The following is a 26,071-nucleotide window of genomic DNA, read 5'->3' on the forward strand; positions in this document are numbered from 1 at the left end:
CTATTCAAGCCGGAAGCTGCCCAGGGCCTGGAACTGGCTCAAATCAGTAATACTCACGGCCTGCCGTTTGACGATAGGCTCAACGATCATCTCAACCTGCCATTGCTGACCCTGGGTCAACGCTGCGTTTAGCCCTGGCCGAAGACGGTCGCCCGGCCGCAACAGTGAAGCGTTACGCACGCCGTCAGGCTCCCGTGACCATTCGATCATTCTCCCATCGAGCCGAGCAGAGACCACTCGCAACTGCAACTCACCCGGACCAAACCGATAAGTATCCCGACTTGCCGCCGGCGCATCGAAGCGCACTTCGAGCGCCTGCATGCGCGGGCAGTCCACACTCAATCTCACGCGCCGCTCGCCGAAACTCAACGCTGCGCCATGCCCGGAAACTTGAAGCATATTGAGCGTGCGTGCCTCATAACTGACTGAGGAGGGACTGAGCGCCAGCGTGCAATCGCCGTTCGCGTTCGCAGCGCTGGCACACACCAGCGTGGTCAGTAAAAAAAAACTTTTCATGGCTATCCTGTCGGTCAAAGGTCAATCACCCGACAACTGGCATCAGCCGTCTGGTAGGGCGCATTGGTTTGCGCAGGCTGGCGCGTGTCCAATTCAACAATACAGCGGCGCTCACCAGGTAATGGCAGGTGCAATACGACAATGGGCTCAGGCGCATCGTCCAGGTACACCACACCGGTATCAACCACCGTGGTCAAGTAGCGACCATTGCGGTCGTACACCCCCCCTCCCTTGGGTACCCACTCTCCGGTGTCGGTACGCACATTCAACATCAGCGGTCGGTGATTGCTGACGGCAAAATCGAGCCTTGGCACTGCGCCACGTCCTGCTTCAACTTGCTGAAAACCGTTGAGGACCTGCGTTTTGCTCCCTAGGCTGGCATGGTCAACTTCCAGCCGGCTCAGTTGGTAGGCCGGCAGGCTAGGTGCAACAGCGCGTCCGGCACGGTCTGTCCAAACCGGCCCTTGAGGCGTACGGACCTTGACGCCAGCGGCATCTCCGACCTTGATCAGACCAAAAGTGTCCTGCAGCGCATAAGGCGATGCAGTCACACCCTGGTCATGAATAGCCAAGCCACCTTCCACGGTCAGATCATAACTACGGTTGCCTCTGCTGCTACGGGAATGCCCGACATCGACACTGGCGTAGCGCGGCACCAGGCCGAGCCGCGCATTGAAGTCCGCCTGGCCAGTCTCGGTGCGGTCGGTGGCAAGGCTGTACCGCGCGGTGTCGCTGAGTTGCTCACTGTAGCGAGCCCCCGTGCGAGCTCCGCGATGGTCATCGCGGCGAGCGTAGACACTCAAGTTGCGACTCTGCCCCAACGGCACGCTCAACGTCGCGTAAACCCCAAGGCCCCGCGCATTGGCGCCGCTGTCGCGGTCCATGCTCAATGACAGATTTACCCCCTGGAACGAGCGCGACCAACCCGCCCCCACTCTCGATATACCGCCTGCGCTGCCGCCGTCGTAACGCGAAAACGAACTGCTCAGTGCGCCCCAATAAGGGTCTGCGTAGCTCAACGAGGCACTCCACTGGCGTTCTGTCCGGGCGAAGGGGTTATCGATCGGGACGTCGGCGTCGGTGTCGTCCAAGGTTCTGAATTGCTTGCTGCGGCGAATCGCCGTGAGGTTGGCGGAAAGCTTAGGCCCGACAGAAACATTCAAACCAACCTGAGTGCTTTGACCTATTCCAGTCGACGCAGCGGAAGAACTCAATTGTTGAACATTACCCCTCAAATAGCGCGTCAACGCATGCTCCAACCCTAGGCCCAGCACGTGATAATCGGTGGCCGCCATCGCTCCGGCAGTGAACAATGTCGCCGTGTCCCACTGCCACTCCTTAGTCCCGGCAACGAAATTCGGACGATCACGCTTATCGTTGGAAAACCTGCGCACTTGCCCCCCCGCCAAAGCGAATCCTGGTGTGTTCACTACACCCGCCGGACGCAAATTGGCCGCAGGTACCCAGAATTTACGCGGCTCGGCGCCTTCCTCGATGATCGTCACTTCAAGGTCCAACTGCAGGCTCAAAAGTGGCAAATCACGCAAGGTAAAGGGGCCGCTGGGCACCAACGTGGTGTAAATCAACGCACCATTCTGTCGCAACTCAATACGCGACGGCCCATACGCCACCCCTTCCACAGCGGATCCCGAGCCAAGCAACCCGCCGTTCCTGGACGTAAGCCCGGTATCAGGCAGCACTTGAACCCCGCTGAAGGCACCGCCCCCAAATAACGAAGAACGCAAAGTGAGCTGCCCCAATTGCACATTGGCCTGATAACGCTCCCACGTCCTCGATGCCTGGGTGTAGACGTTTTCAAACCGGGAGCGGTTATCCGACTGGGTGTAATTCTGTCGACTGCGCAATACCCAATCGCCAGCGTTCAAACCGACTTCCGTATTGATGTGGCGATACTGGTTTGACGTTGAAGGGCCAGATACCGCAACCGCCAATGCGCTGTAATTCAAGACCCCGGCTACACCACCACGGGACCAGGTGCGCTGTAATGGCGAGGACTTGGTCAGCCAATCTACAGGCACCAGCAATGAGACCTGCTGCGTGCCAGGATCTGGACGCACCAACACATCAGTAAAATGCTGGGCCAAACGCGGACACCGAGCCTTGCCCAATGCCTCAGGCACTGCCGATACCGGAGCCTCGATGCCGGCTTGTTGAAGCAACTGCGCATCGAGACATAGATGCCCCTCGTCATCAAAAAGGGCCAATACCTGCCCGACGGAAGCACCATTGACTATCAACTCCACCTGATTTGGCCCGGCGTCGAACCGTGGTGCTGCCCGAAAGTACTCGGCCACTTGTGGACTTAGCCCCCGCGCTTCAAGCACTGCCGAATCAAAATTGATCCATTCCTGACCCCAAGCGTTTCCAGCGACAGTCATCTGTGCGGTCACGCCCACGCGTAAAGCGCAGCGAATAATGAGCTGACTCACCCCCTTGAGCATTAATGACGGCTCAGTGGGGCGTCGTAACTGCCGACGGCAAATCCGTAGGCACTTGCGGGGGAAAGCCTTACATGCGTCCCCAGCAACGAGCTTGCTTCAAGCACCAAGCGCTCATCGGGCAAGATATACGTGCGGCCCAGGTCCAGGACAGCGCCACCGGGGAGCAAGGTCACGGACTTGGCCAGACGGACAACATACGGGCTGGGGTTACTGACCTCCACCTTGTCGCCCACGACGCTCCAGACCAACCGCCTCCAAGGTGTGCGATCAACCGCCAGATTGGCTGGACGCACAATGAGCGGAATATTCTGTCTGACCCCAAGGCTGATACGCGCGCCCGTGCCGTCCTGGCTCGGCTTGATGCCCTCGAACACCACACGCTTGAGCCGCTCTGTTTTGAGTGGCGCAGTAGCGCGCATGATAAATCTGACCTGCTGGCTCTTGCCCGGCTCGACCCTTGCAACAGGAGGAGCCAGCAGCACCAACGGTTCGCTATCCTCGGCAATATGTTCGAGGGTGCTATAAAGCAAGGCGGGTTGATCGTCGCTGTTTTTCACATTCAACGTGGCTTCTCCCAAGCCCTCGTCGACAATCACAATGGGTGTTTCCGGCACCATGCCAACAGCGCACGCGCTAGAGCTGGTAACAAAAGCCAGGCACGACAACGTCATGGCGACGAGTGCGCGTAAAGAAATAAGGCAGTGCATGCCACTCTCCGAGAGGGCCTCGTCCGCCGTGTGCAAACTCACGCCGGACGACGCCCAGTGATGCGTTGATCACGAGCCGAGAGCCTCCGTGCGAGGCATCCCGGTCAAATCAGAATCTAAAGCTCCACGCAGTACGTGGGCTCACAGATACTTCATTTCGAAGGTGACCGAACCGTCGAGCTTGTACTCGTCAGTAACGGCTGGTAGCTGGGAGGTGGGACGGATAACTGCCGCCACTCTCATTTCCAGTGCGTGCTGGGTTACTGCGACGGGGCCTTGTGTAGCGTTCACACCCCACGAATAGGAGAGTGGAGCCCCCAGCACCAAACCATTGCTTGCAACCCCCCACACGGGATTAAGCGAGCTACGCACGAGGAGTTCATGCGGGTAGCCACCGGCATAAGCCCTGTTGGCCAGTAGGGCAAAACCACCAATGCCCACGCCTTGAACGTTACCCAACCCATAATAATTGGCATCAGAAGTCTGATTATTGAAGATCAGCCCTGGTGCTTTGGTGGCAAAGCGGTTATCCACCACCGACACTTCAACCGCAGCCGGGGCGTCACACTGGATCCTCAGCGTGACGTTACGTGTCGGCAGATTATTTTGTGCAGTCGGGCTCAAAGCCGCGGAATGAATACGCCCCAGGTCAACGGTCGAACCACCGTTGAATGACGGAACGCAGGAAGTCGGAATAACCGTGCCGGTCACGAGCAGATCAACGCTTGCCGCCTGTGCTGCAAAGGGTGTCATGGCAGCGACCAGCGTGACGCTCAGGAGTTGCTTTTTCATAGAAATACCAAAGTGAAGGTGGTTGAAATACACAAGATCAAAAGCGTCTCCCTACGGATCCAGTGCACACCGATCATTTCGAATCTTGAAAGAGCAACACACAGGAATAATCCAACCGAAGCGTAGGAAGCGTCACCCTTCCTAGTAATCGGCTCCACAAATCGCATGTGGGATCTTTCGAGCTTGCTGTGGTCCGATTCCGTACCATGCAGCAACGTCCCCCCACCCGAGGCACCGCACTTTGAGACTTAGCCTGCCCCTTCTACTGGCTTTGGTACTTGCGCTGCCTCTGGTCGGCTGCGCCAACGTTGAATCCATGCGCCAACCAAGCCAGGCTCTGCCGGCCGCGCAATCGTCGTTCGGTCGCTCGATCCAGGCCCAGGCCGCCCCCTACCAAGGGCGCTCGGGCTTTCGCTTGCTGCCCAACAGCCGTGAGGCCTTCATGGCGCGCGCCGAGTTGATCCGCAACGCCCAGACCAGCCTCGACTTGCAGTACTACATCGTGCACGACGGCATCAGCACACGCATGCTCGTGGACGAACTGCTCAAAGCCGCCGACCGCGGCGTGCGCGTGCGCATTCTGTTGGACGACACCACCAGCGATGGCCTCGACCAGATCATCGCCACCCTCGCCGCCCACCCCAAGGTGCAGATACGCCTTTTCAACCCGCTGCATCTGGGGCGCAGCACCGGCGTTACACGCGCCATGGGCCGGGTATTCAACCTGTCACTGCAACACCGGCGCATGCATAACAAACTGTGGCTGGCCGATAACAGCGTGGCCATCGTGGGCGGGCGCAACCTGGGCGACGAGTATTTCGACGCCGAACCCAATCTGAATTTCACCGACATCGACATGCTCAGCGTCGGGCCGGTGGCCGAGCAATTGGGTCACAGCTTCGACCAGTACTGGAACAGCGCCCTGAGCAAGCCGATCGATGACTTTGTCTCGAACAAACCCTCCAAGGTCGACCTCGCCGTCGCCCGCGGGCGCCTTGAGGCCTCCCTCGCCCAATCCCGTCAGCAGAACCACGCGCTGTATAACCGCCTGCGCACGTACCAGACCCAACCCCGCATGGACATCTGGCGCCGCGAGTTGATCTGGGCCTGGAACCAGGCGCTGTGGGACGCACCGAGCAAGGTACTGGCCAAGGCCGACCCCGACCCACGACTGCTGCTGACCACTCAGCTGGCGCCAGAGCTTGCGGGGGTCAGCCATGAACTGATCATGATTTCGGCTTACTTCGTGCCAGGCCAACCTGGGCTGGTCTACCTTACAGGGCGCGCCGATGCGGGTGTTTCGGTGCGCCTGCTGACCAACGCCCTCGAAGCCACCGACGTGCCGGCCGTGCATGGTGGTTACGCACCGTATCGCAAGGCGTTGCTGGAGCACGGGGTGAAGCTCTATGAACTGCGCAGGCAACCCGGCGACCCCAGCGCAAGCAGCGGCCCGCGCCTGTTTCGGCATGGCAGCTGGCGCGGCTCGGACTCCAGCCTGCACAGCAAGGCGATGATTTTTGATCGAGAAAAGTCGTTTATCGGCTCATTCAATTTCGACCCGCGCTCAGTGCTGTGGAACACCGAAGTCGGCGTACTGGTGGACAGCCCCGAGCTGGCCGAACACGTACGCAACCTCGCGCTGCAAGGTATGGCGCCAGCGTTGAGCTATGAGGCCAAACTGCAGGACGGCCAGTTGGTGTGGGTGACAGAAGACAACGGCCAGATGCACACCCTGACCCGCGAACCGGGCAGTTGGTGGCGGCGGTTCAACGCCTGGTTCGCCACCAGTGTTGGCCTGGAACGCATGCTCTAAAAACCCTGTAGGAGCGAGCTTGCTCGCGAAAACGCCAACGATAACGCAGCGCATCTGGTTTAACGCGGCGCCCTCCGGTTTTTCGCGAGCAAGCTCGCTCCTACAATGGGTTGCATTTCGAGGTCAGGCCGGCTGCGCGGCACCGAATGCACCTTGGCGCAGCAACAGCACCACCAACCCCAACGCCCCAGCCGCCATCAGCAGCGGCAGCGCATGCCCGCTGATCCACTGGCTGCCCGCTCCCGCCACTAGCGGCCCGATCAGGCAGCCAATGCCCCACAGCTGCGCCACGTGAGCGTTAGCACGCACCAACGCATCGTCGCGGTAGCGCTCGCCAATCAAAATCAGCGACAAGGTAAACAACCCACCGGCACTCGCACCGAACACCACCCACACCGGCCAGATCAGCAACGTGTGCATCAATACCGGCACCGCCAGGCTCGACGCCAGCAACAGCAGCGCACAGGCCAGGAACAGGGTCCGTCGCGGCAGGTAGTCGGCCAGTGCGCCAATGGGCAATTGCAGCAACGCATCGCCCACCACCACCGTACTGACCATCGCCAAGGCGATCTCGGCGGTAAAACCCTGTTGCAGGCAGTACACCGGCAACAACGTCAGAATCATCGCTTCGAAGGCAGCGAACAACGCCACGGCCCAGGCAATCGCTGGCAGGCCCAGGCAAAAGCGCCACAGGTCGCCAAACGTCACGCTGAACGAATCCGCCGTCGGCGCCCCGGTGCGTCCCAGCAACAGCAGCGGCGCCACCACCAAAAGGCCCGCGCCGACCCAGAAGCCGTAGTCATGGTCGGTGCCAATCAGGCCCAGCAGCAACGGTCCCGACAGCTGGCTCAAGGCATAACTGCAGCCATACAGCGCCACCAGCCGGCCACGCCACTGTTCGACCACCAGTTGGTTGATCCAGCTTTCGCCAAGGATGAATACGATGGTCAGGATCACCCCGATCATCAGCCTGAGCACCAGCCACACCGGGTAGCTGGGCAGGATCGCCAGCAAGCCGATGGACACCGCACCAGCCCACAGGCACAGGCGCATCAGGTTGGCAGTGCCGAGCCAGGACGCCATGCGGCTGGAGATCTTGGCCCCCAGCAGCACGCCGAACGCCGGCATCGCCGCCATCACGCCAATGGCGAAACTGCCATAACCCCAGCCTTCCAGGCGCAGGGATACCAACGGCATACTGACCCCCAGGGCCAGGCCAACGCTGAGTACCGAGGCCAGCACGGCGAAATAAGTCGCCCAACGCATTGCCACGCTCCTGTGGATAATTCTGGTTTGCAAAACGAACTGTAGGAGCGAGCTTGCTCGCGAAAAACGTTAACGATGACGCGTTCATGCTGGATAAACGCGGCGCCTTCAGGTTCTTCGCGAGCAAGCTCGCTCCTACAGGGGGATCAGCAGTGTTGCTTAGAGCTTGATCCAGGTCGCTTTCAGTTCGGTGTACTTGTCGAACGCATGCAGCGACTTGTCGCGGCCATTACCCGACTGCTTGAAACCACCGAACGGTGCGGTCATGTCGCCGCCGTCGTACTGGTTAACCCACACGCTACCGGCACGCAGAGCCTTGGCCGTCAGGTGTGCCTTGGAGATATCCGCCGTCCACACCGCTGCGGCCAGGCCATATTGGGTGTCGTTGGCGATGGCGATGGCCTCTTCGGCGCTGTCGAAAGTGATCACCGACAGGACTGGGCCAAAGATCTCTTCCTGGGCGATCTTCATGGCATTGGTCACGCCGTCGAAAATCGTCGGCTCGACGTAGGTGCCGCCGGACTCTTCCAGGGTGCGCTTGCCACCTGCGACCAGCTTGGCGCCGTCGGCGTGGCCGGCTTCAATGTACGACAGCACGGTGTTCATCTGCTGCGTATCCACCAAGGCACCGACCGTGGTGGCTGGGTCCAGCGGGTTGCCAGGCTTCCAGCCCTTGAGGGCCTCGATCACCAGCGGCAGGAAGGTGTCCTTGATCGAACGCTCGACCAGCAGCCGCGAGCCAGCGGTGCAGACTTCGCCCTGGTTGAAGGCAATGGCGCTGGCGGCGGATTCGGCGGCCGCTTGCAGGTTCGGCGCATCGGCAAACACGATGTTCGGGCTCTTGCCACCGGCTTCCAGCCAGACACGCTTCATGTTCGACTCGCCGGAGCGGATCAACAGTTGCTTGGCGATCTTGGTGGAGCCCGTGAACACCAGGGTGTCGACGTCCATATGCACCGCCAGGGCGTTACCCACGGTGTGGCCATAGCCAGGCAGCACGTTGAACACGCCTTTTGGAATACCAGCCTCAACGGCCAACGCGGCAATGCGGATGGCAGTCAGCGGGGATTTTTCGGACGGCTTCAGGATGACAGAGTTACCGGTGGACAGCGCCGGGCCGAGCTTCCAGCAGGCCATCATCAACGGGAAGTTCCACGGCACGATGGCGCCAACGACGCCGACGGGCTCGCGGGTCACCAGGCCCAGTTGATCGTGAGGCGTGGCGGCGACTTCGTCGTAGATCTTGTCGATCGCCTCGCCGCTCCAGCTCAGGGCTTGCGCCGCCCCGGGGACGTCGATGTTCAGGGAGTCGCTGATGGGCTTGCCCATGTCCAGGGTTTCGAGCAGCGCCAGCTCTTCGGCGTTGGCCTTGAGCAGCGCGGCGAAACGGATCATGACGGACTTGCGCTTGGCCGGCGCCAGGCGCGACCACACGCCGGAATTGAAAGTGGCACGCGCATTTTCTACGGCGCGCTGGGCGTCGCTGGCATCACAGCTGGCGACAGTGGCCAGCAAGCGCCCATCCACCGGGCTGATGCATTCGAAGGTGTCGCCGGAAACGGCGGCGGTGTATTCGCCATTGATATAGGCGCGGCCTTCGATCTTCAGAGCCTTGGCGCGTTGTTCCCAGTCGGCACGGGTCAGGGTGGTCATGCGAGTGTCCTCCTCTTATTGAATACAAGGGCCTGGGAGGTTTATCCCGGCGCCATCACGAATGCTTGCCCGACCAGCCTGCGGTTCGGCTCAAGGCAGCTGCCACCCTAAACCAGCGGCTGGGGATGTTTCAATATATTTGACATAACGGTGGCAAACGCCCTTGCGATGTTCATTTTAATAAACATAGACTTTGGGCTCTCCAACCGCAGGCCAGACGGGAAATGCACATGAGCATCCAGGACATCGTCGATTTCAGCCAAGCCAACACCGCCCCCGAACGTTACCGCCCTGCCGCCGAGAAAATCCTCAAGGGCGATCCCGAGCAGACACTCTACAACCACTACAACAGCCCATGCGGCCAGATGAACGCCGGCGTCTGGGAAGGTGAAGTGGGCCAGTGGAAAGTCAACTACACCGAGCATGAGTACTGCGAGATCGTGCAAGGCGTGTCGGTTTTGCGCGATGCCGAGGGGAATGCCAAGACCCTGCGGGCCGGCGACCGCTTTGTGATCCCTGCCGGTTTCAGCGGTACCTGGGAAGTGCTGGAAGCGTGCCGCAAGATCTACGTGGTGTTCGAAGAGAAAGCCTGATCACCAAACTCCAGGCAAAAAAAAGCCCGCATCGTGAGATACGGGCTTTTTTTCACAAGGAAGAAAATCAATTACTTGATTTTGCCTTCTTTGTAGATCACGTGCTTGCGAACGCGCGGGTCGAACATTTTCTTTTCGAGCTTGTCCGGGGTAGTACGCTTGTTCTTGTCGGTAGTGTAGAAGTGACCAGTACCGGCGCTAGAGATCATTCGAATCAATTCACGCATGATAGAGCTCCTTAGATCTTGCCAGCGGCACGGATTTCGGCCAGCACGACAGTGATGCCACGCTTGTCGATAATACGCATGCCTTTAGCAGATACACGCAGGCGAACAAAACGTTTCTCTTCTTCAACCCAGAAGCGGTGATGCTGCAGGTTCGGCAGGAAACGACGACGGGTTTTGTTATTTGCGTGGGAAATGTTATTCCCAGTCACCGGACCCTTACCGGTAACTTGACAGACTCTCGACATGCCTCAGCCCTCTAAAACCACATGCCCAACCCGGCATGGGTTGGCCGCTTAATCTCTCAGTCATTTGGCGCCAGGCGCCGCGTTTCTTTAGGGTCTTACCGGCTACACCTACAGTGAAGGAACCGGGCCCCTAGAAAAGAGCGCTGCTTTATACCAGAAAGACCCCAGTGCAACAACAACCAGTGTACTTTTAGCAGCGTAAATCGTGACCACAAGCGCCTGAACCGCTGCCAGGATGGGCCGCTGTAACAGCCGACCGCTCGTCGCACAGAATGATTTACAACGCCTGCGGTCACAGGGAAGTGCACGGCGCAACACGCGCAGGCGCCATCAAAACAGCATTTTGGCCAAAAGCACAGGCAAAAATGGGCTAGTCATTTATCAATCAGACCTCTACGGTAGGCTTTTTCCAGACTGCACTCGCAGATGGGCCTTCGATCTGCACAGGAAACCGAATATGCGCCTCGCTGCCCTACCGCTATTGCTTGCCCCTCTCTTTATTGCGCCAGTGGCCGTTGCCGCCACCAATTTGAGCGTTTGCACCGAGGCCAGCCCCGAAGGGTTCGATGTGGTGCAGTACAATTCGCTGACCACCACCAACGCCTCGGCCGATGTGCTGATGAACCGCCTGGTGGAATTCGACGCGGCCAGTGGCAAGTTGGTACCCAGCCTTGCAGACAGCTGGGAAGTGTCGCCCGATGGGCTCACGTACACCTTCAAGCTGCACCCCGATGTGAAATTTCATCGCACCAGCTATTTCAGCCCTAGCCGCACCTTGACCGCCGAAGACGTGCGTTTCAGCTTCGAGCGCATGCTCGACCCGGCCAACCCGTGGCACAAGATCGCCCAGAGCGGTTTTCCTCACGCCCAATCCCTGCAATTGCCCACACTGGTCAAGAAAATCGACGCCCTTGACCCGCTGACCGTGCGCTTCACCCTCGACCACGCCGACTCCACCTTCCTGCCGGCACTGAGCATGGGCTTTGCCTCGATCTACCCGGCCGAATATGCCGACAAACTGCTCAAGGCCGGCACACCCGGGAAGCTCAACAGCCAACCCATCGGTACCGGCCCGTTTGTGTTCGTGCGTTTCCAGAAAGACGCCGTGGTGCGTTACAAGGCCAACCCGGACTACTTCGCCGGCAAACCGGCGGTGGATAACCTGATTTTCGCCATCACCCCGGACGCCAACGTACGCCTGCAGAAGCTGCACCGCGATGAATGCCAGATCGCCCTGTCGCCCAAGCCCCTGGATGTGGGCGAAGCGGAAAAGGACCCGGCACTGAAAGTCGAGAAAACCGCTGCGTTCATGACCGCATTCGTCGCCATCAACAGCCAGCACCCGCCACTGGACAAGCCCGAAGTACGCCAGGCAATCAACCTGGCCTTTGATAAGGGCAGCTACCTCAAGGCCGTGTTCGAAGGCACCGCCGAAGCGGCCAACGGTGTCTACCCGCCGAACACCTGGAGCTATGCCAAAGAGTTGCCAGGCTACCCGCAGGACCTCACCAAAGCCAAGGCGCTGCTGGGCCGCGCCGGGCTCAAGGACGGCTTCAAGACTACGATATGGACACGCCCTACCGGCAGCCTGCTCAACCCCAACCCGAACCTCGGCGCCCAACTGTTGCAGGCCGACCTGGCCAAGGTTGGCATCCAGGCCGAGATTCGCGTGATCGAATGGGGCGAGTTGATCCGCCGCGCCAAGGCCGGCGAGCACGACTTGCTGTTCATGGGCTGGGCCGGCGACAACGGCGACCCGGATAACTTCCTGACGCCGCAGTTCTCCTGCGCGGCGGTGAAGTCCGGTACCAACTTCGCCCGCTATTGCGACCCCACCCTGGATAAGTTGATCAGTGCCGGCAAAACCACCAGCGAGCAAGGTGTGCGCAGCAAGCTGTATCAACAGGCCCAGGCGCAGATCCAGCAACAAGCGCTGTGGTTACCGCTGGCGCACCCAACGGCGTTTGCCTTGACCCGCAAGAACATCGATGGGTACCAGGTAAGCCCGTTCGGCCGCCAGGACTACTCGAAGGTCAGCCTCAAGCCCTAAGCCCCACCACCTGTAGGAGCGAGCTTGCTCGCGAAAATCGACAACGATGACGCGGCAAGCCTGACGCCCCGCGGGGTTCTCAGGTTTTTCGCGAGCAAGCTCGCTCCTACAGACAGAGGCGGGGTTATTACAGCCAACCGTATTCAGCCATCGACAACGGATCACCATCGCCCACGATGATGTGGTCCAGCACACGCACATCCACCACATCCAGCGCCTTTTGCAGCAATTTGGTCAATTTTCGATCAGCCGCGCTGGGCTCCGCGCTCCCCGACGGGTGGTTGTGACACAGGATCAACGCCGCCGCGTTGTACGCCAAGGCGCGCTTGACCACTTGTCGCGGATAGACAATCGCAGCGTCGATGGTGCCCTGGGACATGACCTCGAACCCCAGCACCCGATGCTTTGAGTCCAGGAACAGGCAGCCGAAGATCTCATGGGGCTCATGGCGCAGCAGCGCCTTGAGGTACTCGCGCACGGCCAACGGGCTCTCCAGCACCGAGTCAGCCCGCAAGCGCTCGGCCAGGTGGCGCCGGGACATTTCCAGCACCGCCTGCAGTTGAGCGAACTTCGCCGGCCCCAGCCCCAGATGCTGGCTGAACAGCGTCTGGCTGGCCTCCAGTAACGGGCGCAGGCCACCGAATTGCGCCAACAGATGGCGCGCCAAGTCGACCGCACTTCGGCCGGCAACTCCCGTACGCAGGAAGATCGCCAACAGCTCGGCATCGGACAGGCTCGCCGCGCCACCGTCCAATAACTTCTCCCGCGGACGCTCCGCCACGGGCCAATCACGAATACTCATCCCACCTCCCTGTATCTGCTCCGCTGTTGCCCGGCGGGCGCTGTGTTATCGTAGGGCCCTCTTTTTTGCCGGCGATTTCACCTGGGGAGGGGTCATCGCAGGCGTCACTGAACTGGCATCACTGAACTGGAAAGGCAAACCAATGCAGCGTCTGTATCGGAAACGCATCGTTCTCGGCGTCGGCGGCGGCATTGCCGCCTACAAGAGCGCAGAGTTGGTTCGCAGGCTCCTGGACCAGGGCGCCGAAGTGCGCGTGGTCATGACCCGTGGTGGTAGCGAGTTCATCACCCCGCTGACCATGCAGGCCCTGTCCGGCCACCCGGTTCACCTCGACCTGCTGGACCCGGCAGCAGAAGCCGCCATGGGCCATATCGAACTGGCCAAATGGGCCGACCTCGTGCTGATCGCCCCGGCCACCGCCGACCTGATCGCCCGTCTGGCCCAGGGCATTGCCGATGACCTGCTGACCACCCTGGTATTGGCCACCGACGCCACCGTCGCTATCGCACCGGCCATGAACCAGGCCATGTGGCGCGACCCGGCCACCCAGGCCAATACCCAACTCCTGCAAACCCGCGGCCTCAAGGTGTTCGGCCCGGCGTCCGGCAGCCAGGCCTGCGGCGACGTCGGCCTGGGCCGCATGCTCGAAGCCACCGACCTTGCGCAGTGCGCCGCCGAGTGCTTCCAGCACCTGGCCCTGACCGGCAAGCACGTGCTGATCACCGCCGGCCCAACCCAGGAAAACATCGACCCGGTGCGCTACATCACCAACCATAGCTCAGGAAAAATGGGCTTTGCGTTGGCAGAAGCCGCGGTCGAGGCAGGCGCACGGGTCACGCTGATCACAGGCCCCGTGCATTTGCCAACCCCTGATCGCGTCACGCGAATCGACGTAGTCAGCGCCCGGGACATGTTGGCGGCCTGCGAAGCTGCCATTCCTTGCGACCTGTTTATCGCCTCGGCAGCGGTTGCGGATTACCGCCCGGAAGTCGTCGCCCCGCAGAAGCTCAAGAAAGACCCTACGAGCGGCGACGGCCTGCTCCTGCAAATGGTGCGTAACCCAGACATCCTGGCCACCATCGCTACCCGTCCAGACCGTCCGTTCAGCGTCGGCTTCGCTGCCGAGACCGAGCACCTGCTGGACTACGCCGCACGCAAACTGAAAGACAAAAACCTCGACCTGATCGTTGCCAATGATGTCGCCAACCCGAGCATCGGCTTCAACAGCGAGGAAAATGCGTGCAGCGTGATCGACCGCGAACTGCACGCCACCCTTTTCGCCCAGACCAGCAAGGGCAAGATTGCCCGCCAACTGATCTCTTTTATCGCCCAACGGCTGAACCAGGTTTAATCTCCATGCACGCTTTGCAAGCCAAGATCCTCGATCCACGCCTCGGCAACGAATTCCCCCTGCCGGCCTACGCAACACCCGGCTCCGCCGGCCTGGACCTGCGCGCCATGCTCAAGGAGGACACCGTCCTTGAGCCGGGCCAGACCATCCTGATTCCTACTGGCCTGTCGATCTATGTCGGCGATCCAGGCTTGGCGGCGTTGATCCTGCCGCGCTCCGGCCTGGGCCACAAACATGGCATCGTGCTCGGCAACCTGGTCGGCCTGATCGATTCGGACTACCAGGGCGAGTTGATGGTGTCGTGCTGGAACCGTGGCCAGACGGCTTTCAACATCGCCATCGGCGAGCGCATCGCCCAACTGGTACTGGTGCCGGTGGTGCAGGCGCATTTTGAATTGGTGCAGGAATTTGACGAAACCCAACGCGGCGCAGGCGGTTTTGGGCATTCCGGCAGTCACTGACTAAGCTGAACGTGGCCGGACGCCATCGTCCGGCCACGCGCCACCGCCCGGCTTTTCAGGATGAAGAATGCGCGGAAATAATCATCGAGATTTCTCTAATGAAATCAAAGGACTACGTAAAAATAATGCTAAAGCCAGAGCGCCGATGGCATTTTTACACCACGAACTCTCTGCCGAAAACGCCGTCATACCCTTCAGTTTGAGCCTGCCGGCCAGCCACATCAGGCCAGCCTTGCCCCCTTTCAGATGGAGTTTCCCCCGCGATGAGTACCGCAGCCCGCGTAGCCCCGACCTTTCCCGACAGCATTTTTCGCGCCTATGACATCCGTGGCGTGGTCCCCAAGACCCTGACCGCCGAAACCGCCTACTGGATCGGCCGCGCCATCGGCTCCCAGAGCCTGGCCCAGGGCGAACCCAACGTTTCGGTAGGCCGTGACGGCCGCTTGTCTGGCCCGGAGTTGGTCGAGCAACTGATCCAGGGCCTGGCTGACAGCGGCTGCCACGTCAGCGACGTCGGCCTGGTACCAACCCCCGCGCTGTACTACGCCGCCAACGTACTGGCGGGCAAATCCGGGGTCATGCTCACCGGCAGCCACAACCCGTCGGACTACAACGGCTTCAAGATCGTCATCGCTGGCGACACCCTGGCCAATGAACAGATCCAGGCCTTGCACACCCGCCTGAAGACCAACGACTTGACCAGCGGCACCGGCAGCATCACCAAGGTCGATATCCTCCCGCGCTACTCCGATGAAATCACCCGTGACGTCAAGCTCGCCCGCCGCCTGAAAGTCGTGGTGGACTGCGGCAACGGCGCAGCCGGCGTGATTGCCCCGCAACTGCTCGAAGCCCTGAACTGCGAAGTGATCCCACTGTTCTGCGAAGTGGACGGCAACTTCCCCAACCATCACCCAGACCCAGGCAAGCCGGAAAACCTGGTGGACCTGATCGCCAAGGTCAAGGAAGTGGGCGCCGACGTCGGCCTGGCCTTCGATGGCGACGGCGACCGTGTAGGCGTGGTGACCGAAACCGGCGAGATCGTGTTCCCGGACCGCCTGCTGATGCTGTTCGCCCGTGACGTAGTGGCGCGCAACCCCAACGCCGAGATCATCTTCGACGTGAAATGCACGCGTCGCCTCACGCCATTGATCAAGGAATACGGCGGTCGCCCGCTAATGTGGAAGACCGGTCACTCGTTGATCAAAAAGAAAATGAAGGAAACCGGCGCGCTGTTGGCCGGTGAAATGAGCGGCCACGTCTTCTTCAAGGAGCGCTGGTTCGGGTTTGACGACGGTATTTACAGCGCCGCTCGTCTGCTGGAGATCCTCAGCAAGGAGAAATCCACGGCGCAAGAGCTGTTTCAGACCTTCCCGAATGATATTTCTACGCCTGAGATCAATATCCATGTGACCGAGGAGAGCAAATTCAGCATCATTGACGCATTGCACGATGCGCAATGGGGTGAAGGCGCCAACCTGACCACCATTGATGGTGTGCGAGTCGATTACGCCAAAGGCTGGGGCCTGGTTCGCGCGTCCAACACCACACCGGTGCTGGTCCTGCGTTTCGAGGCGGATACCGAAGCGGAGTTGCAGCGCATCAAGGACGTGTTCCACGCCCAGTTGAAACGTGTTGCCCCTGATCTCCAATTACCGTTCTGATTTTTGCCCGGAGCCCTGAATGACCCTCGAACGCGAAGCCGCTGCCAACACCGCCAAGGTCCTGTCCGAAGCGTTGCCTTATATTCGACGCTACGTCGGCAAGACGCTGGTGATCAAGTACGGCGGCAATGCCATGGAAAGCGATGAGCTGAAAACCGGCTTTGCCCGCGATATCGTGCTGATGAAGGCCGTGGGGATCAACCCCGTGGTCGTCCACGGCGGCGGCCCGCAAATCGGCGACCTGCTCAAGCGTTTGTCGATCGAGAGTCACTTCATCGATGGCATGCGCGTCACTGACGCGCAAACCATGGACGTGGTGGAAATGGTCCTCGGTGGCCAGGTCAACAAAGACATCGTCAACCTGATCAACCGCCACGGCGGCAGCGCCATCGGCCTGACCGGCAAGGATGCGGAGCTGATCCGTGCGAAAAAGCTCACCGTTACCCGCAAGACACCTGAAATGACTCAGCCGGAAATCATCGATATCGGCCAGGTGGGTGAAGTGGTGGGCGTGAACACCGACCTGCTCAACCTGCTGGTCAAGGGTGACTTCATCCCGGTGATCGCGCCGATCGGCGTGGGCGCCAATGGCGAGTCGTACAACATCAACGCCGACCTGGTGGCGGGCAAAGTGGCGGAAGCGTTGAAGGCTGAAAAGCTGATGCTGCTGACCAACATCGCCGGCCTGATGGACAAGGAAGGCAAGGTACTGACCGGCTTGACCACCCAACAGGTGGATGACCTGATCGCCGACGGCACCATCTACGGCGGCATGCTGCCCAAGATCCGCTGCGCGCTGGAAGCAGTGCAAGGCGGCGTCGGCAGCTCGCTGATCATCGATGGCCGCGTGCCGAATGCGGTACTGCTGGAAATCTTCACGGATACCGGTATGGGCACGCTGATCAGTAACCGCAAGCGGCCTTAATCGCTGCAAACAAAAAAGCCCCGCTCAATTGAATTGAGCGGGGCTTTTTTGCATAGAGCGTGAGGACAATGGAGATCCCCTGTGGGAGCGGGCTTGCTCGCGAATGCGCAGTGTCAGTCACTGATTAGGTTGCTGACCCACCGTATTCGCGAGCAAGCCCGCTCCCACACAAGCTCGCTCCTACAGGGAGAGCCGCGTCAGACGCCGAACTGCTCGCGGTATGCACGCACCGCTGGCAAATGCTGCTTGAGCTGCGGGTCATCTTCCAGGAACTGCAACACTTGGTTCAACGACACGATGCTCACCACCGGAATGCCGAAATCGCGCTCCACTTCCTGGATCGCCGACAACTCACCGTTGCCGCGCTCCTGGCGGTTCAAGGCGATCAGCACACCGGCAGCCTTGGCGCCGTCCTGGGAAGCAATGATCTGCATCACTTCACGGATAGCAGTACCCGCGGTGATCACGTCATCGATGATAAGCACATCGCCGGTCAACGGTGCGCCGACCAGGCTGCCGCCTTCACCATGGGCCTTGGCTTCCTTACGGTTGAAACACCACGGCAGGTCCTGCCCGTGATGCTCCGCCAGAGCGACCGCCGTCGCCGCAGCCAGGGGAATACCCTTGTAGGCCGGGCCAAAGAGTACGTCGAAGGAAATACCGCTCTCAACGATGGCTGCCGCATAGAAACGGCCCAACTGAGCCAGGGCCGAACCTGAATTGAACAGGCCCGCATTGAAGAAGTACGGGCTGGTGCGCCCGGACTTGAGGGTGAACTCACCGAAGCGTAAAACGCCGCGATCGATGGCAAAACGAATGAAATCGCGCTGATACGCCTGCATGAAAAAAGCCTCAGATACCACGGATTTAGCTAATTGGGTGGACGGCGTGTATCATACACGCACGCGATTTTTGGGGCCATTTATGCGGATCATCAGTGTGAACGTTAATGGTATTCAGGCTGCAGTCGAGCGTGGTTTGCTCAGTTGGCTGCAAGCACAGAATGCCGACGTCATCTGCCTGCAGGACACCCGTGCCTCCGCCTTTGAACTGGACGACCCAGCCTTCCAACTGGATGGCTACTTCCTTTATGCCTGCGATGCCGAAGTGCCCACCCAAGGTGGCGTGGCTTTGTACTCGCGGTTGCAACCCAAGGCGGTCATCAGCGGCCTCGGCTTCGAGACAGCCGACCGCTACGGGCGTTACCTGCAAGCCGATTTCGACAAGGTCAGCATCGCGACCTTGCTGCTTCCTTCCGGGCAGAACGGCGATGAAGACTTGAACCAGAAATTCAAGCTAATGGACGATTTCGCCCGTTACTTGGATAAACAGCGACGCAAACGTCGTGAGTACATTTATTGTGGCTCGCTGTACGTGGCGCAACAGAAGCTGGATATCAAGAACTGGCGCGACAGCCAGCAATCCCCAGGATTCCTGGCGCCGGAACGCGCCTGGATGGACGAGATTGTCGGCAACATGGGCTATGTCGATGCCCTGCGCGAAGTCAGCCGCGAAGGCGACCAGTACAGCTGGTGGCCGGATAACGAACAGGCCGAGATGCTCAACCTTGGCTGGCGTTTCGACTACCAGCTGCTGACCCCTGGCCTGCGCCGGTTCGTACGTAGCGCACGCCTGCCGCGCCAGCCGCGCTTCTCGCAGCACGCGCCGCTGATCGTGGACTACGATTGGACATTGACCATCTGAGGTCATTCTCCAGGCACAAAAAAACCGACAGTGATGTCGGTTTTTTTGTGGCCGCTCGGTTACTTGACCAGGCGCCAGGTCCACGGATAGCGATAGGCAATGCCTTTGTTGGCCTTGATACCGGCGATGATCGTCAGAATCAACGCACCCATCACCAGCACGGTCATCAGCAAGAAGCCGACCACCACAAAGCCCAACAACAGGCACACCAGCCAGGCGATCGCCACGGTGATCTGGAAATTCAGCGCTTCCTTGCCCTGGTCATCGACGAGCGGGTCCATGTCCTTCTTGAACTGCCACAGGATCAACGGCCCCAGCAGGCTGCCGAAGGGAAATACCAACCCCAGGAATGCCGCGAAATGACACAACATTGCCCACTGGCGTACTTCCTTGGACGGTGCCGGAACTGGCAACTGGCTGTCATTCATGGTGCTTCTCCTTGGGGCCGACTCAGTCAGCCAGCGCGGCGTTCTGCAATTCAAAGATTTCGGTCATGCCCTTCTGGGCCAAGGCCAGCATGGCGTTCAGCTCAGCCGGCTGGAATGGCGCGCCTTCGGCAGTGCCCTGCACTTCGATGAAACCACCGGTGCTGGTCATGACCACATTGAGATCGGTCTCGGCAGCCGAGTCTTCCAGGTAGTCCAGGTCCAGCACAGGCTCGCCCTGGTACATACCGACCGATACAGCGGCGATCATCTGCTTGAGCGGATCACCCGCTTTCAGGCCACCGCGTTTTTTGATCACTTTCAGCGCGTCGACCAGGGCCACCATGGCGCCGGTGATGGACGCCGTGCGGGTGCCGCCATCTGCCTGGATCACGTCGCAATCGACGTAGAGGGTGACGTCACCCAGCTTGGACATATCCAGAGCGGCACGTAGGGAACGGCCGATCAGGCGCTGGATTTCCAGGGTGCGCCCGCCTTGCTTGCCACGGCTGGCTTCACGCTGGTTACGCTCGCCAGTGGCGCGCGGCAGCATGCCGTATTCAGCGGTCAACCAACCCTGGCCCTGGCCCTTGAGGAAGCGCGGCACGCCGTTTTCGACGCTGACCGTGCAGATGACCTTGGTATCGCCAAACTCGACCAGTACAGATCCCTCGGCGTGTTTGGTGTAGTTGCGGGTGATGCGGATCGAGCGGAGCTGATCGGCAGCGCGACCACTTGGACGTTTCATAGGGGATACCTGTACTGAGGACGAAAAACTGCCGAGCATTATAGAGCCGCGAACCGGTTCGGGGCACTTCTAAAAAATCCGGTTACCAATGCCCGGGTTTGGGTGACCCCCTCCCACTGCGCTACAATCCTGCGCCTCCAGACGGTAGGAGCGAGCCTGCTCGCGAAAAACGTCAACGATTACGGGGCCTTCCTGATTCAACGCGGTGCCCTTGCGTTCTTCGCCAGCCAGCTCGCTCCTACAGGTCGGCCAGGTCAATTTCTATTTATCCAACGCGAGGTACCTCCATGGTGCACAGCATGACCGCCTTCGCCCGTGTCGAAAAAGCCGGGGCCCAAGGCACCCTCAGCTGGGAACTGCGCTCGGTCAACAGCCGTTACCTGGAGCCGCACCTGCGCCTGCCAGAGTCGTTCCGCGACCTCGAAGGAGCGGTGCGTGAAGCGCTGCGCCAGGGCATCTCCCGTGGCAAGCTGGAATGCACCTTGCGCTTTACCGAAGAAACCACCGGCAAGCCGCTGCAGGTTGACCGCGACCGCGCCGCCCAACTGGTGGCCGCGGCCGAAACCATCGCTGGCCTGATCAAGCAGCCGGCCGCATTGAACCCTCTGGAAGTATTGGCCTGGCCCGGCGTGCTGGTGGCCGACGCGGCCGACCCGCAGGCCCTGAATGCCGAAGCCCTCGCCCTGTTCAACCAGGGCCTTAAGGAACTCAAGGCCGGCCGCGAGCGCGAAGGCGCCGAGCTGGCGCGCCTGATCAACGAGCGGCTGACGTCGATCGAAGCCGACGTGGTGACCCTGCGCGAACTGGTACCGCAGATGCTCGCCACCCAGCGCCAGAAGGTCCTCGACCGCTTTACCGACATGAAAGCCGACCTCGACCCGACGCGCCTGGAACAGGAAATGGTCCTGCTCGCGCAGAAGAGCGACGTGGCCGAAGAACTCGACCGCCTGAGCACCCATATCCTTGAAGTGCGCCGCGTACTCAAGTCCGGCGGTGCCGCCGGTCGGCGCCTGGACTTCCTGATGCAGGAACTCAACCGCGAAGCCAATACACTGGGCTCCAAGGCGTTCGACCCGCGCAGCACCACGGCGGCGGTCAACCTCAAAGTGTTGATCGAGCAAATGCGCGAACAAGTACAGAACATTGAGTAAGGCACCCTCCATGACCCACAGCACCGGCACCCTTTACATCATTTCCGCCCCTTCGGGCGCGGGCAAAAGCAGCCTGGTCAAGGCTTTGACCGACGCCGACGAGCAGATCCGCATTTCGGTCTCCCACACCACCCGCGCCATGCGCCCGGGCGAAGTGGACGGCGTGCACTATCACTTCGTAGAGCGGACCGAGTTCGTCAAGATGATCGAGCACGGTGACTTCCTGGAGCGCGCCGAAGTGTTCGGCAACCTCTATGGCACCTCGCAAAGCCACCTGCAACAGACCCTGGACGAAGGCCACGACCTGATCCTGGAAATCGACTGGCAGGGCGCCGAGCAAGTGCGCCAGCTGATGCCCAAGGCGCGCTCCATCTTCATCCTGCCGCCCTCGCTCCAAGCCCTGCACCAGCGCCTGACCAACCGCGGCCAGGACAGCGATGAGATCATCGAGGGCCGCATGCGTGAGGCCGTCAGCGAAATGAGCCACTACGTCGACTACGACTACCTGATCATCAATGACGACTTTGCCCACGCACTGGACGATTTGAAGGCGATTTTCCGCGCCAACCAACTGCAGCAAAAGCGCCAACAGCAACGTTTCGGCAAATTACTCGCCGAATTGCTCGGCTGATTGGCTCTTCCCAAAACGGCTGCAAGGGCCTTACATTGGCACTTGTAGCGGTTTTGCGAAGGCCTGCGAAAAATCAGCGCTTCCCTAAACGCTGGTGATTTTTTAAACTGCTCAGTCCGCTCGCCCAACCGGGCAGCGCGCATCTTGCATTCGCTCCGAGGAATACCATGGCCCGCGTAACCGTTGAAGACTGCCTAGAACACGTGGATAACCGCTTTGAGCTGGTCATGCTCTCTACCAAGCGTGCCCGTCAACTGGCCACTGGCGGCAAAGAGCCCCTGGTCCAGTGGGAAAACGACAAGCCTACCGTTGTAGCCCTGCGTGAAATCGCTGAAGGCCTGATGAGCTACGAGTTCATCGCCAACGCCGAAATCGTTGAAGACGAACCGCTGTTTGCAGCGTTCGAAGGCGAGTCCAACGAGGACGTCTAAGCCTATGCCTGGTCGACGTAGCACGGCGCGGGGTCACAGCCATCGGCAGGAGTTCACACTTTGCCGAGCATAGACGCCCTCGCCGATCGCTTATCGGCCTACCTCGGCGCCGACCAGGTCAACCTGGTTCGCCGAGCGTATTTCTACGCCGAACAAGCCCACGACGGCCAACGCCGCCGTAGCGGTGAGGCGTATGTCACCCATCCTCTTGCGGTGGCCAATATTCTTGCCGACATGCACATGGACCATCAGAGCCTGATGGCCGCGATGCTGCATGACGTGATCGAAGACACCGGCATTGCCAAGGAAGCGCTCAGTGCGCAATTTGGCGAAACCGTGGCCGAACTGGTCGATGGGGTCAGCAAGCTGACCCAGATGAACTTCGAGACCAAGGCCGAAGCCCAGGCGGAAAACTTCCAGAAGATGGCCATGGCCATGGCCCGAGACATTCGGGTGATCCTGGTCAAGCTGGCTGACCGGCTGCACAACATGCGCACGCTGGAAGTGCTGTCCGGCGAAAAACGCCGACGCATCGCCAAGGAAACCCTGGAAATCTATGCGCCCATCGCCAACCGGCTGGGCATGCACGCCATTCGTATCGAATTCGAAGACCTTGGCTTTAAAGCCATGCACCCCATGCGCTCGGCGCGCATCTACCAGGCGGTCAAGCGCGCACGGGGCAACCGCAAGGAAATCGTCAACAAGATCGAAGAGTCTCTGAGCCATTGCCTGGCGATCGACGAGATCGAGGGCGAGGTCAGCGGCCGGCAGAAGCACATCTACGGCATCTACAAGAAGATGCGCGGCAAGCGTCGGGCTTTCAACGAGATCATGGACGTGTATGCGTTCCGGATCATCGTCGACAAGGTCGATACCTGCTACCGCGTGCTGGGCGCTGTACACAATTTGTACAAACCCCTGCCGGGCCGCTTCAAGGACTACATCGCAATTCCCAAGGCCAACGGCTACCAGTCCCTGCATACCACGCTGTTTGGCATGCACGGGGTGCCGATCGAGATCCAGATCCGCACCCGCGAAATGGAAGAGATGGCCAACAACGGCATCGCCGCCCACTGGCTGTACAAGTCCAGCGGCGACGAGCAGCCCAAAGGCACCCATGCCCGTGCGCGCCAATGGGTCAAGGGCGTGCTGGAAATGCAGCAACGTGCCGGCAACTCCCTGGAATTTATCGAAAGCGTGAAGATCGACCTGTTCCCGGACGAGGTCTACGTGTTCACGCCCAAAGGCCGGATCATGGAGCTGCCCAAAGGCTCCACAGCGGTCGACTTTGCCTACGCGGTGCACACCGATGTCGGTAACAGCTGCATCGCCTGTCGCATCAACCGGCGCCTGGCCCCGCTGTCCGAACCGCTGCAAAGCGGCTCCACGGTGGAGATCGTCAGCGCACCGGGCGCTCGCCCGAACCCGGCCTGGCTCAACTTCGTGGTCACCGGCAAGGCGCGTACGCATATTCGCCACGCCCTGAAATTGCAGCGCCGCTCCGAGTCCATCAGCCTGGGCGAACGCCTGCTGAACAAGGTGCTCAACGGCTTCGACAGCGCCCTGGACAAGATCCCGCAAGAGCGCGTGCAAGCGATGCTCCACGAGTACCGCCAGGAAACCATCGAAGACCTGCTGGAAGATATCGGCTTGGGCAACCGCATGGCCTACGTGGTTGCGCGCCGCCTGCTGGGCGAAGGCGAACAGCTGCCGAGCCCTGAAGGCCCGCTGGCGATTCGCGGCACCGAGGGCCTGGTACTCAGCTACGCCAAATGTTGCACGCCGATCCCGGGCGACCCGATTGTCGGCCACTTGTCTGCCGGCAAAGGCATGGTGGTGCACCTGGACAACTGCCGCAACATCACCGAAATCCGCCACAACCCGGAAAAATGCATCCAGCTCTCGTGGGCCAAGGATGTCACCGGCGAATTCAATGTCGAGCTGCGGGTGGAGTTGGAACACCAGCGCGGCCTGATCGCCCTGCTGGCCAGCAGCGTCAACGCCGCCGACGGCAATATCGAGAAAATCAGCATGGACGAACGCGATGGTCGCATCAGCGTGGTCCAGCTGGTGGTCAGCGTGCACGACCGCGTGCACCTGGCCCGCGTGATCAAAAAACTGCGCGCCTTGACCGGTGTGATCCGCATCACCCGCATGCGTGCATAACCGATCCATTACAAGGAGTCATTCATGACCAAGACAGTTATCACCAGCGATAAAGCTCCAGCTGCCATCGGCACTTATTCCCAGGCGATCAAGGCGGGCAACACCGTCTACATGTCCGGCCAGATCCCGCTGGACCCAAAGACCATGGAACTGGTTGAAGGCTTCGAAGCCCAGACCGTACAGGTCTTTGAAAACCTCAAGTCCGTGGCTGAAGCTGCCGGTGGTTCGTTCAAGGACATCGTCAAGCTGAACATCTTCCTCACCGACCTCAGCCACTTCGCCAAGGTCAACGAGATCATGGGCAAGTACTTCGAACAACCTTACCCAGCCCGCGCCGCCATCGGCGTTGCCGCCTTGCCAAAGGGCGCACAGGTTGAGATGGACGCCATTCTGGTCATCGAGTAAAACACCCGGCGCAGCTCCAACAGGCTGCGCCGACTTCGTTTCAGAAGGATTTCGTAATGCGCAAAGCGCTTGTAGCCTCCTCGTTGCTCGCCCTGCTGCTCGGCGGCTGTGCCAGCAACCCCGCCGACCTGGATGTGAGCGGCACCTGGATCAACCAGGCCGCCATCGACGCGGCAGCCAAAGGCGGCCCTTTGCGTGAAGCCCTGCAGTCCTATGGCCCCAACCTTGAGTGGGAGGTCAACACCAAGGCCTTGCAGGCGCGCTACTACAACGGTTTTGAAGTAGCGGAAGGCAAGTTGTCGGGTGAAAAACCCGGCGCGTGGAACGTGGACTTCTATGGCAGCTCTGCCACCGAACTCAAGCGCAAAGGCAAGCAACTGCTGCAAGTGGCCAACGACAATGAGCCCGAGCAGCTGTTTGCCCGCGCCAAAGACCCGGCCCCAGAAGGCGCGCCACTGGGCGCCAACTTCGAACGCGCACTGTACGCGGCCTACATGGGCGGCGACTGGAAGATCAGCGACGGCACCGGCAGCGGCGCCACGGTGCAGTTCCAGGCAGACGGCAAGGTCGCCGGCCTACCGGGGGTTGATCGTTATTCACTCTGCCTGGCAGGCGACTGCGCCTCCATGAGCGGCGGCTATGACAGCATCTGGCTGCAACTGAACGGCCAGGGCAACCCTTGGATCTTCGCGCGCAAGGGTGAGCAACTGGAGATCTTCCAGGCGATCAATACTGCGCAGGCCGATGAAGTGCCCCAGTTCACGCCTGGCCCTCGCCAATGGTTGCTTGAAAAGTAAGAAAAGCCTCACTTGATCAAAATGTGGGAGCTGGCTTGCCTGCGAAGACGGCCTGACAGCCGACCAGGATGTTGGATTCGACCGCGTAC

25 protein-coding genes and 1 pseudogene are annotated in these 26,071 nt (G+C 60.4%); 14 read left to right on the forward strand and 12 right to left on the reverse strand.

The annotated features are described in order from the left end of the window. The 4 genes from A7K61_RS16620 to A7K61_RS16635 all read right to left on the reverse strand — a co-directional run bounded on the left by A7K61_RS16620 (position 1) and on the right by A7K61_RS16635 (position 4,477). Entirely contained in the window at positions 1–516 is a 516-nt protein-coding gene (locus tag A7K61_RS16620) for a hypothetical protein (RefSeq protein ID WP_069557954.1), read from the reverse strand. A gap of 14 nt (positions 517–530) precedes the next feature. Continuing rightward, complete coding sequence (locus A7K61_RS16625) at positions 531–2,978, reverse strand: fimbria/pilus outer membrane usher protein (protein ID WP_256557884.1); 2,448 nt, start codon at positions 2,976–2,978, stop codon at positions 531–533. Then, positions 2,978–3,685 carry a fimbria/pilus chaperone family protein gene (locus A7K61_RS16630; RefSeq protein ID WP_069557955.1) on the reverse strand — a complete coding sequence of 236 codons (708 nt, stop codon included), beginning with the start codon at positions 3,683–3,685 and terminating at the stop codon, positions 2,978–2,980. The genes A7K61_RS16625 and A7K61_RS16630 overlap by 1 nt, the downstream gene beginning before the upstream one ends. A gap of 141 nt (positions 3,686–3,826) precedes the next feature. Then, positions 3,827–4,477 (reverse strand): DUF1120 domain-containing protein, encoded by a 651-nt coding sequence (locus tag A7K61_RS16635; RefSeq protein WP_044269845.1) that lies wholly within the window; start codon positions 4,475–4,477, stop codon positions 3,827–3,829. A gap of 316 nt (positions 4,478–4,793) precedes the next feature. Here A7K61_RS16635 and A7K61_RS16640 point away from each other — a divergent pair, with 316 nt between their 5' ends. After that, on the forward strand, positions 4,794–6,290 hold the full coding sequence (locus tag A7K61_RS16640; RefSeq protein ID WP_256557885.1) for a phospholipase D family protein: 1,497 nt from the start codon (positions 4,794–4,796) through the stop codon (positions 6,288–6,290). A 123-nt stretch (positions 6,291–6,413) separates the two neighbouring features. Here the strand turns inward: A7K61_RS16640 and A7K61_RS16645 are convergent, their stop codons facing one another. Together A7K61_RS16645 and A7K61_RS16650 are read right to left on the reverse strand one after the other, a co-directional pair. Continuing rightward, on the reverse strand, positions 6,414–7,556 hold the full coding sequence (locus A7K61_RS16645) for an MFS transporter (RefSeq protein ID WP_069557957.1): 1,143 nt from the start codon (positions 7,554–7,556) through the stop codon (positions 6,414–6,416). A 159-nt stretch (positions 7,557–7,715) separates the two neighbouring features. Further along, a complete protein-coding gene (locus tag A7K61_RS16650) occupies positions 7,716–9,209 on the reverse strand; it encodes an aldehyde dehydrogenase (RefSeq protein WP_003195472.1) in 1,494 nt (497 codons plus the stop codon). 230 nt (positions 9,210–9,439) lie between these two features. Between A7K61_RS16650 and A7K61_RS16655 the strand changes: the two genes are divergently transcribed. Beyond that, the gene (locus tag A7K61_RS16655) at positions 9,440–9,802 is read left to right on the forward strand and encodes a cupin domain-containing protein (RefSeq protein WP_014720478.1); all 363 of its coding nucleotides are present in this window, start codon (positions 9,440–9,442) and stop codon (positions 9,800–9,802) included. 71 nt (positions 9,803–9,873) lie between these two features. On the opposite strand, the gene rpmG is transcribed toward A7K61_RS16655, so the two are convergent. Continuing rightward, positions 9,874–10,029 (reverse strand): 50S ribosomal protein L33, encoded by a 156-nt coding sequence (gene rpmG / locus A7K61_RS16660; RefSeq protein WP_003176906.1) that lies wholly within the window; start codon positions 10,027–10,029, stop codon positions 9,874–9,876. An 11-nt stretch (positions 10,030–10,040) separates the two neighbouring features. Further along, positions 10,041–10,274: a 50S ribosomal protein L28 gene (gene rpmB / locus A7K61_RS16665; protein ID WP_003176907.1), complete on the reverse strand. Its 234-nt coding sequence runs from the start codon at positions 10,272–10,274 to the stop codon at positions 10,041–10,043. Between the two features lie 457 nt (positions 10,275–10,731). Between rpmB and A7K61_RS16670 the strand changes: the two genes are divergently transcribed. Then, entirely contained in the window at positions 10,732–12,324 is a 1,593-nt protein-coding gene (locus A7K61_RS16670; RefSeq protein WP_069557958.1) for an ABC transporter substrate-binding protein, read from the forward strand. A gap of 127 nt (positions 12,325–12,451) precedes the next feature. Here A7K61_RS16670 and radC read toward each other — a convergent pair whose 3' ends face one another. Continuing rightward, positions 12,452–13,126 (reverse strand): DNA repair protein RadC, encoded by a 675-nt coding sequence (gene radC / locus A7K61_RS16675; protein WP_047712074.1) that lies wholly within the window; start codon positions 13,124–13,126, stop codon positions 12,452–12,454. A 142-nt stretch (positions 13,127–13,268) separates the two neighbouring features. On the opposite strand from radC, the gene coaBC reads away from it, so the two are divergent. The 4 genes and pseudogenes from coaBC (at position 13,269) to argB (ending at position 17,524) form a co-directional block, all read left to right on the forward strand. Then, positions 13,269–14,477: a bifunctional phosphopantothenoylcysteine decarboxylase/phosphopantothenate--cysteine ligase CoaBC gene (gene coaBC / locus A7K61_RS16680; RefSeq protein WP_003195481.1), complete on the forward strand. Its 1,209-nt coding sequence runs from the start codon at positions 13,269–13,271 to the stop codon at positions 14,475–14,477. 5 nt (positions 14,478–14,482) lie between these two features. Next, the gene (gene dut / locus A7K61_RS16685) at positions 14,483–14,938 is read left to right on the forward strand and encodes a dUTP diphosphatase (RefSeq protein WP_003195482.1); all 456 of its coding nucleotides are present in this window, start codon (positions 14,483–14,485) and stop codon (positions 14,936–14,938) included. A gap of 254 nt (positions 14,939–15,192) precedes the next feature. After that, positions 15,193–16,599: pseudogene (locus A7K61_RS16690) on the forward strand (phosphomannomutase/phosphoglucomutase); the annotation flags it as partial. A 19-nt stretch (positions 16,600–16,618) separates the two neighbouring features. Then, on the forward strand, positions 16,619–17,524 hold the full coding sequence (gene argB, locus A7K61_RS16695; protein WP_032894535.1) for an acetylglutamate kinase: 906 nt from the start codon (positions 16,619–16,621) through the stop codon (positions 17,522–17,524). Between the two features lie 197 nt (positions 17,525–17,721). On the opposite strand, the gene pyrE is transcribed toward argB, so the two are convergent. Beyond that, complete coding sequence (gene pyrE, locus A7K61_RS16700) at positions 17,722–18,366, reverse strand: orotate phosphoribosyltransferase (RefSeq protein WP_003195489.1); 645 nt, start codon at positions 18,364–18,366, stop codon at positions 17,722–17,724. Positions 18,367–18,448: 82 nt separating this feature from the next. Between pyrE and A7K61_RS16705 the strand changes: the two genes are divergently transcribed. Next, positions 18,449–19,228, forward strand: coding sequence for an exodeoxyribonuclease III (locus tag A7K61_RS16705; RefSeq protein ID WP_003195493.1), 780 nt, complete (start codon positions 18,449–18,451; stop codon positions 19,226–19,228). 59 nt (positions 19,229–19,287) lie between these two features. On the opposite strand, the gene A7K61_RS16710 is transcribed toward A7K61_RS16705, so the two are convergent. Both A7K61_RS16710 and rph read right to left on the reverse strand, forming a co-directional pair. Further along, positions 19,288–19,656, reverse strand: coding sequence for a DUF4870 domain-containing protein (locus tag A7K61_RS16710; RefSeq protein ID WP_044269858.1), 369 nt, complete (start codon positions 19,654–19,656; stop codon positions 19,288–19,290). 22 nt (positions 19,657–19,678) lie between these two features. Then, a complete protein-coding gene (gene rph, locus A7K61_RS16715; RefSeq protein WP_003195497.1) occupies positions 19,679–20,401 on the reverse strand; it encodes a ribonuclease PH in 723 nt (240 codons plus the stop codon). A 287-nt stretch (positions 20,402–20,688) separates the two neighbouring features. On the opposite strand from rph, the gene A7K61_RS16720 reads away from it, so the two are divergent. The 6 genes from A7K61_RS16720 (at position 20,689) to A7K61_RS16745 (ending at position 25,982) form a co-directional block, all read left to right on the forward strand. Further along, a complete protein-coding gene (locus A7K61_RS16720; RefSeq protein WP_003195504.1) occupies positions 20,689–21,552 on the forward strand; it encodes a YicC/YloC family endoribonuclease in 864 nt (287 codons plus the stop codon). A 10-nt stretch (positions 21,553–21,562) separates the two neighbouring features. Further along, positions 21,563–22,183 (forward strand): guanylate kinase, encoded by a 621-nt coding sequence (gene gmk / locus A7K61_RS16725; protein ID WP_003195506.1) that lies wholly within the window; start codon positions 21,563–21,565, stop codon positions 22,181–22,183. A gap of 167 nt (positions 22,184–22,350) precedes the next feature. Next, positions 22,351–22,614, forward strand: a complete 264-nt coding sequence (gene rpoZ / locus A7K61_RS16730) for a DNA-directed RNA polymerase subunit omega (RefSeq protein WP_003195508.1) — start codon at positions 22,351–22,353, stop codon at positions 22,612–22,614. Between the two features lie 60 nt (positions 22,615–22,674). Then, a complete protein-coding gene (spoT, locus tag A7K61_RS16735; RefSeq protein ID WP_003195510.1) occupies positions 22,675–24,780 on the forward strand; it encodes a bifunctional GTP diphosphokinase/guanosine-3',5'-bis pyrophosphate 3'-pyrophosphohydrolase in 2,106 nt (701 codons plus the stop codon). 24 nt (positions 24,781–24,804) lie between these two features. After that, the gene (locus A7K61_RS16740) at positions 24,805–25,185 is read left to right on the forward strand and encodes a RidA family protein (RefSeq protein WP_003176922.1); all 381 of its coding nucleotides are present in this window, start codon (positions 24,805–24,807) and stop codon (positions 25,183–25,185) included. A 56-nt stretch (positions 25,186–25,241) separates the two neighbouring features. After that, a complete protein-coding gene (locus tag A7K61_RS16745; protein ID WP_047712077.1) occupies positions 25,242–25,982 on the forward strand; it encodes a hypothetical protein in 741 nt (246 codons plus the stop codon). The last annotated feature ends 89 nt before the right edge of the window (positions 25,983–26,071 follow it).

This window comes from Pseudomonas sp. AP42 (assembly GCF_001728935.1).
Lineage (GTDB): Bacteria > Pseudomonadota > Gammaproteobacteria > Pseudomonadales > Pseudomonadaceae > Aquipseudomonas > Aquipseudomonas lactis.